Source organism: Nocardia niigatensis NBRC 100131 (assembly GCF_000308655.1).
Taxonomy (GTDB): domain Bacteria; phylum Actinomycetota; class Actinomycetes; order Mycobacteriales; family Mycobacteriaceae; genus Nocardia; species Nocardia niigatensis.
Genome location: NZ_BAGC01000057.1, coordinates 1 through 7,256 on the forward strand (window position 1 = coordinate 1; position 7,256 = coordinate 7,256).

The following is a 7,256-nucleotide window of genomic DNA, read 5'->3' on the forward strand; positions in this document are numbered from 1 at the left end:
ACGTCGGTGTAGGTCAGGCGGTACTGCGCCTGCATCCAGACCAGGCGATTGACGATGGCGGCGTGGCTGACGGCGACACCCTTGGGCCGCCCGGTCGAGCCCGAGGTGAAGATGACGTAGGCGGGGTGTCCCGGCCGCAGCGGCCGGGTGCGTTCGGCGGCGGCGAGGGGCCCGCTCGGCCACCGGGTCCGGGCCCGCTCCTCGGCCTCCTCGACGAAGAGGGCGGGAACGCCGCTGCCGCTGCCGAACCCGTCGCGCCAGGTGGTGAGCACCAGGCGCGGTCCGGCGGTGGCGAGGATGTGCTCGTTGCGGTCGAGCGGCTGTTCGGGGTCCAGGGGCAGGTAGGCGGCGCCGGTCATGAGGACGGCGTACATGGCGACCACGAGTTCAGTGGAGCGCCGGATGGCCAGACCCACCGAGGTTTCCGGCCCGACCCCGTAGCCGTCGATCAGTTCGCGGGCCAGCCGGCGGGCGCGCTCGGACAGTTCCCGATAGGTGAGGCGCTCGTCCTCGAAGACGAGTGCCACGGCGTCCGGGCTGTCGGCGGCCTGGGCCTCGAACATCGAGATCAGGGTCGGCGCGATGCCGTTCGGCAGGCCCGCCGCGGCGATCACATCGAAACCGGTGGCGTTCCAGTCGGTCAGGACGCGGCGGCGTTCCTCCGGGGCGAGCAGGTCGAGATCCCCGACGGGCGCCATCGGATCGGCCGCGACCAGTTCCAGCACGCGGGCGAAGCGGCGGGCGAACGACGCTACGGTCGGCTCGTCGAAAAGGTCCAGCGCATAGGAGAATTCGGCCGCCATACCGGTGCCGTCGCCGCGCTCGTCCACGGTTTCCTGCACGGTCAACTGCAGGTCGAACTTGGCGAAGGGCACCTCGAGGTCGGTGCCGGAGACGGTCAGGCCGGGGAGCCGGAATTCGGCGGGCGCCAGGTTCTGGAACGAGAGCATCACCTGGAACAGCGGATTGCGCGCCTGCGAGCGGGCCGGGTCGAGCAGGTCCACCAGGCGTTCGAAGGGCACGTCGGCATGGCCGAAGGCGCGTACGTCGGCGTCGCGCACCCGGTCCAGCAGGTCGGCGAAGCCGGTCGCCGGGTCGACGTCGGTGCGCAGCACGAGGGTATTGACGAACATGCCGATGAGGTCGTCCAATTCGGCCTCGCCGCGGCCGGCGACCGGGGTGCCGATGGCGATGTCCCGGGTGCCGGACAGCTGGGCCAGCAGCACCGCCAGTGCGGTGTGCACCACCATGAAGGTGGTGCCGTTGTGGCCGCGGGCGAGCCGGCGCACGGCGGCGTACACATCGCCGGCGAGTTCGAAGCGGTAGGTGCCGCCACGATACGAGGCGACCGGCGGGCGCGGGCGATCCGACGGCAGCACCAGTTCGTCGGGTAGCTCGGACAGTGTCTCGCGCCAGAACGCGATCTGCCGGGCCAGCGCGGAGCTCTCGTCGTCCTCGGCGCCGAGTGCCGTGCGCTGCCACAGGGTGTAGTCGGCGTATTGCACGGGCAGCGGCGCCCAGTGCGGTGCGGTCCCGGAGCTGCGGGACACGTACGCGGTCACCAGGTCCCGGGTGAGCGGGCCCATGGAGAAGCCGTCGGCGGCGATGTGGTGCACCACGGCGACCAGCACCTGTTCGCCGGGACCCAGGCGCAGCACCCGCAGTCGGAGGGGTGGGGTGGCGGTGACGTCGAAGCCCGCGCCACCGAGTTCCATGACCCGCGTGGCCAGTTCCGCGGCGTCTATATCGTCGACCCGTAGGTCGGGGATGGCGCGGGGATCGGTGAGCGGCAGCACCTGCTGATAGCCCTCGCCGTCCACCTCCGGGTAGACGGTGCGCAGCACCTCGTGCCGCTCCACCAGGTCCCGGACGGCGGCGCGCATGGCGTCGAGGTCGAGTTCACCGGAGAGCCGCACCGCGAGCGGCACATTGTCGACCGCGCTGTCGGGTGCGAAGCGATTGAGGAACCACATGCGCTGCTGTGCGTAGGACAGCGGCACGCGGTCGGGCCGGGGCCCGGAAACCAGTGCGGGGGTGGTGTTCCCGGTGGTCTCCCCGGCCAGCAGTCCGGCCAGGTCGGTGACGGTGGACGCCTCGAAGAGCACGCGCACCGGCACCCGCAGGCCCAGCGCGGTGCCGATGCGGGCGACGGCCTGGGTGGCCAGCAGCGAGTTGCCGCCGAGTTCGAAGAAGTCGTCGTCGGAGCCGACGCGCAGCGGTTCCGCGCCGGGCGGGGTGAGCAGGCCGGAGAAGACCTCCGCGACCGCCGCTTCGGCGGCGGTCGCGGGAGCGCGGAAGGCACGGGTGGTGAAGACCGGTTCCGGTAGTCGCGCGCGGTCGACCTTGCCGACCGGGGTCAGCGGGATCTCGTCGAGGACCATGATGGCGGCGGGAACCATGTACGCGGGCAGGGATTCTCCCGCGAAAGCCGCCAATTCCGCGGTGTCCAGGACGATTCCGGGGCTGGGCAGCACGTAGGTGACCAGGGCCGCGGCCCCGGTGGGCAGCGTGGTGCCCAGGGTGACCGCGAAGTCCACGCCGGGGTGCGCGGTGAGGGCGCTGTCGATCTCGCCGAGTTCGATGCGCAGACCGCGGATCTTGACCTGGAAGTCGGTGCGGCCGTGGTGTTCGAAGTTCCCGTTCTCCAAGCGTTTCACCAGGTCGCCGGTCCGGTAGAGGCGCTGCCCGGGTTCGCCGTAAGGGCTGGCGACGAAGCGTTCGGCGGTCAGCACGGGCCGGTTCAGATAGCCCGCGGCCAGGGCCGGTCCGGCCAGATAGAGCTCGCCGACCACGCCGGGCGGCACCGGCCGCAATCCCGCGTCCAGCACGTACGCGCCGATGCCCGGTAGCAGGGTGCCGATGTGGGTGCCGCCGCCGGGCGGCAGCGCCGCGGTGCCGGTGGACAGCGCGGTGACCTCGGTCGGGCCGTATTCGATGTGGAAGTCGCGGTCGGGGGTGATCCAGCGGTCCACCAGGGCGGGCGGCACCCGCTCGCCGCCGCACATGATGGCCCGCAGGTCCTGCGGGACAGCCGGGTCGAGCGATTCCAGCACCGCCGGGGTGATGCAGATATGGGTGACCCGTTCGCGGCGGAGCAGCTCGGACAGCTCCTGGCCGCCGAAGACGTCCGGCGGCACCACGACCAGGGTGGCGCCCGCGGTGAACGCGTACAGCATCTCGACGATGGAGAAATCGAAGCTCGGGGTGGTCAGCTGGGTGATGCGCGAATCCTCGGTCACCGAGCGGCTTTCCCGGCGGGCAGCCAGCCCCGCCAGCCCGGAGTGGGTGATGGCCACGCCCTTCGGCTTGCCGGTGGAGCCCGAGGTGTAGATGACGTAGGCCAGGTGCTGCTCGGTCAGCGGCCGGGTGCGGTCGGCGTAGGAGATCGGGTGTGCGGGGCGGGCCGCGATGCGCTCGGCGCGGGCGGGATCGTCGAGTTCGATCCAGTAGGCGGCGGTTCCCAGCCCGGCCCGGTGGGTGGCCAGGGTGACGCCGTACTTCGCGCCGGAGTCGGTGAGCATGTGCTCGATCCGGTCGCCGGGATAGGTCGGGTCCACCGGCAGGTAGGTGGCGCCGGTCTTGACGATGGCCCACATGGCCAGCACCGATTCGACCGAGCGCGCGATGCCCATGGCCACCACGTCACCGGGGCCGATGCCCAGGGCGATGAGTTCGCGAGCTACCCGCGAGGACTGCTCGTCGAGCTCCCGGTAGGTGAGTTCACGCAGGTCGGAAGGGTTTCCGGTGGGATTGAAGCTGATCGCGACGGCATCGTCGGCGGATTCGACCGCCGCTGTGAGCAGTTGACCGAAGAAGGGGCTGCCGGACCGGCGGCGTCTGCTCCCACGGACTGATCTACGGGTTGTATCCATCCGTGTTGTTCACCTCACACGTCCAGCAATCCACACACGTCGAATTTCTTCGACAGTCCGGGGCGACGAGGTCGGCGCGCCCGGACGAACCGGCACAGCATAGCCGCGCACGGCAGCTCCGGCGCCTCGAACTGGAGGGACTATCGGCAGCCCTTCCCCGGCGTTGCAGCATGTGATCCGCGCCATAGCGATTGCCGTTCGCTACCACTCGCGCCGTCGGGAGGTGATTCCGGCGGCGCGAGCACCGCCCGCTAGCGCACGGCGACGCGGGCGGCGCGGGGCGGTTACTCGGGCAGGACGAGTACGGTCGCGTCCGGCCAGCCCTCGGCGGCGGCGGTCGGCGCGTCGAGCACGACGGCTCGAAGATCTTCCAGCGGAGCAGGATTCAGCTCGCCGAGGCGGTCGTGGTCGGCGAAGACGTGGGTGACCCACTCGTCGCCCAGCGCCTCCGAGAGATCCGCTCCGGCCGTGCCCTCCGCCGAATCCAGCAGCACCACAGACGCTCCGACCGCTCCCGCCGCGACCACTTCGATCAGGGTCAGGGCGGAATCGGCCGCACCGTGGTGGAAGGTGCGCGACTCGAAGGTCAGGTCGAGCGCGCGGGCGCGGTCGGCCGCGGCGGCCAGGCCGTCGTAGGTGAGGGTCCGGTCCGCCGCCGCGTAGGCGATATCGGTGCCGCGCAGCGCGCGAATCCGGTTGGCGTAGGTGACCGGTCGCGCCGATTCGGCGGCGATCTCGGCGGCCGTCTCCGGATCGTCGAGCGACAGCCATTCGATGCCGCGCACGGTGTCCGGCGCGGCGCCGACGGTGATGCCGACCTTCACGTCCCGGCCCGGGACCTCGGCGGCGGCGAAGGGGACCACCATGGTGCCCGCCTTCAGCACCGCCCACACCGCGACCACCTGGTCGACGCCGCGGTCCAGGCGCAGCACCACGCCGGTGCCCGGGCCGCTGCCGTGGGCGATGAGCACGCGGGCCAGCCGAGAGGAGCGGGCGTCGAGTTCCTGGTAGGTCAGCGCCTCCTCGCCCCAGACCAGCGCCGGGCCGTCCGGGTCGTCCTCGGCGGCGGTGGCGAGCACCTGGGCCAGGGCCGCACCGCGCACGCCGACGCCGGCGGGCTCCGGCGCGGACTGTGAGAGCGCCTGCACCGCAACCGATTCCGCGGCGTCGAGCAGCACGATGTCGCCGACCGGCAGCTGCGGGTCCGAGGCCACCGAGGTGAGGACCCGCTCGAGCGCGCGGCCGAAGGATTCCATGGAGGACTCCTCGAACAGGTCGGTGTCGTAGTTGAGGATGACGGCCAGCTCGCCCGCCGCGCCCGCGACGCCGGGGCGCGGTTCCACGCTGATCTGCAGATCGAACTTGGCGGTGGCCAGCGCGGTGTCGACGGCGGCCACGGTGAGGCCCGGCAGTTCCAGCACCGGGGTCTCGGTGTTCTGCAGCGAAAGCACCACCTGCAACAGCGGATTCGCCGGGGACCGGCCGGGTGCGGCGAGCTCCGCGACCCGTTCGAACGGCACGTCCGCGTGGGCGAACGCCGACAGGTCGGTCTCGCGGGCCCGCTCGATCAGCTCGTCGAACGGCGCGGCCGCGTCGACCCGGGTGCGCAGGGTGAGGGTGTTGACGAACATGCCGACCAGATCGTCGAGCGCGCGTTCGCCGCGCCCGGCGACCGCGGTGCCCAGCACGATGTCGGCGCTGCCCGACAGCCGCGACAGCCAGGCCGCCACCGCCGCGTGCACCACCATGAACAGCGAGGCGTTGTGGTTGCGCGCCAGGCGATTCAGCCCCGCGTGCACCTCGGCGGGCAGGGTGAAGTCGAGCAGCGTGCCGTGCATGGCGGCCGCCGCCGGACGCGGCCGGTCCAGCGGCAGGATCGGGCGGTCGGCCAGACCGGCCAGCTGGTCACGCCAGAATGCGACCTGGGCGGCAGCGGGCGAGTCCGCGTCGTCCTCGACGCCGATGGCCGCACGCTGCCACACCGCGTAGTCGGCGTACTGCACCGGCAGCGGCGCCCACGCCGGGGCCTCGCCGGCGGCGTGCGCCAGGTAGGCGGTCATCAGGTCGCGCGCCAGCGGGGCCATGGAGGCGCCGTCGGCGGCGATGTGATGGGCCACCAGGACCAGCAGGTAGTCGTCCGGATCGTCGCCGGTGATCAGGCGAACCCGCACCGGAACCCGCTGAGCCACATCGAATCCGGTGCCGACCAGCTCGGCGACGCGGGCGCCGATATCGCCGGCCCGCTCCACCTCGAGACCGTTCGGCAGCACGTCGGCGACCGAGAGGATCTCCTGGTAGGCCGCCGCGCCCGGAGCCGACTCTGGGTAGCGGGTGCGCAGCACCTCATGGCGGGTCAGCACATCCTCGACGGCGTGCCGCAGGGCGGGCACGTCGAGCGTTCCGGTCAGACGGACGACCATCGGGATGTTGTAGGCCGGGGACTCCGGATCCAGCTGGTTCAGCACCCACATGCGCTGCTGCGCGAGGGAGAGCGGGACCCGCGCCGGCCGCGCCCCCGCCACCAGCGCCGGACGCACCCCCGTCGCGGCGCCGGGCACGATACGCGCCGCCAGCCCGGAAACCGTTGCGGTCTCGAAGAGTTCGCGCACGGCCACATTCGCGTCGAGAGCGGCGTTGATGCGGGACACCGCGCGGGTCGCGATGAGCGAGTTGCCGCCGAGTTCGAAGAAGTCGTCGTCCGCGCCGACCCGGTCCGCGCCGAGCAATTCGGCGAAGACGTCGGCCACGCTCTCCTCGATCGGGGTCGAGGGCGCACGGAAGGTCTTGGCCTCGAACACCGGTGCCGGGAGCGCCTTGCGGTCCAGCTTGCCGGAGGCGTTGAGCGGGAACGCGTCGAGCACCACGATGGCGCTGGGCACCATGTAGACCGGAAGCGCCTGGGCCAGACCGGCTTTCAGCGCCTCGGCGGTGGCCTCGGCGCTCACCGCGTATCCGACCAGCTGATCGCCGGTGTGCGCGTCCGCGCGCACCACCACGACCGACTGGGTCACGCCCGGCTGCGCCAGCAGCGCGGCCTCGATCTCGCCCAGCTCGATGCGCAGACCACGCAGCTTCACCTGGAAGTCGGTGCGGCCCAGATATTCCAGCTCGCCCGCGGCGTCCCATTTCACGAGGTCGCCGGTGCGGTACAGGCGTTCGCCGTCGCCGAACGGGTCGGCGACGAAGCGGTCGGCGGTCAGGTCGGGTCGCCCGACGTAGCCGCGCGCCAGCTGCACGCCGGCCAGGTACAGCTCGCCGGCGACGCCGACGGGTACCGGGTGCAGGCGTGAATCCAGCACGTAGACACGGGTATTGAAGACCGGCCGCCCGATCGGGACCGACACCGTGTCGGCGTCGGTCACCTCGTGATAGGTGACGTCAACC

Annotated in this window: 2 protein-coding genes; both read right to left on the minus strand. The window is 71.8% G+C overall.

Annotated features, from left to right (window positions below):
- The coding region (locus tag ON33_RS27375; protein ID WP_040861991.1) for a non-ribosomal peptide synthetase at positions 1–3,872 on the minus strand (3,872 nt) is incomplete at its 3' end.
- A 284-nt stretch (positions 3,873–4,156) separates the two neighbouring features.
- Positions 4,157–7,256 (minus strand): condensation domain-containing protein (locus ON33_RS27380; RefSeq protein WP_040861992.1); only part of this gene is annotated, 3,100 nt, incomplete at its 5' end.